2 protein-coding genes are annotated in these 707 nt (G+C 74.5%); both read left to right on the plus strand.

Annotated features, from left to right (window positions below; all coding sequences use genetic code 11):
• Window positions 1–482: Asd/ArgC dimerization domain-containing protein (locus ACI79G_RS24965; protein WP_456883721.1), on the plus strand; the 482-nt coding region annotated here is incomplete at its 5' end.
• The coding region (locus ACI79G_RS24970) for a bifunctional ornithine acetyltransferase/N-acetylglutamate synthase (RefSeq protein WP_456883723.1) at window positions 479–707 on the plus strand (229 nt) is incomplete at its 3' end. The genes ACI79G_RS24965 and ACI79G_RS24970, both read left to right, overlap by 4 nt.

A 707-nucleotide genomic window follows, 5' to 3' on the forward strand; every position in this document is an offset into this window, starting at 1 on the left:
CCAAGCCGCACCTGCTGGGCAGTGAGGTGATGGGGTCGGTGAGCGCCTACGGCGTGGGTGGGGCGCACCGGCACACGCCGGAGATGGTGCAGACCCTCTCCCAGGCCGCGGGCCGGCCGGTGGGCGTCAGCTTCACGCCGACGCTGGTGCCGATGAGCCGGGGCATCCTGGCCACCTGCTCGGCGAAGCTCTTCCCGGGCATCGACGAGGCGGCGGTCCGGGCGGCGTACGAGAAGGCCTACGGCGAGGAGCCGTTCGTGCACCTGCTGCCCGAGGGGCAGTGGCCGACCACGGCGCAGGTGCTGGGGGCGAACACCGTCGCGCTGCAGGTGGCGGTCGATCCGGACGCCGGGCGGCTGGTGGTGGTGGCGGCGGTGGACAACCTGACCAAGGGCACCGGGGGCGCGGCGGTGCAGTGCGCCAACCTGGCCCTGGGCCTGCCCGAGACCACCGGCCTCCCCGTCGTGGGAGTGGCTCCGTGAGCACGACCGCACCCAAGGGCTTCCGGGCGGCCGGGGTGGCCGCCGGCCTCAAGTCCACCGGAGCGAACGACGTCGCCCTGGTCGTCAACGACGGCCCCGACGACGCCGCCGCGGCCGTGTTCACGACCAACCGCTTCCCCGCCGCGCCGGTGCAGTGGAGCCGCCAGGTCCTCAGCAGCGGCCGCGTCAAGGCCGTCGTCCTCAACTCCGGCGGCGCCAACGCCT

The organism is Geodermatophilus sp. SYSU D00779 (genome assembly GCF_054050595.1).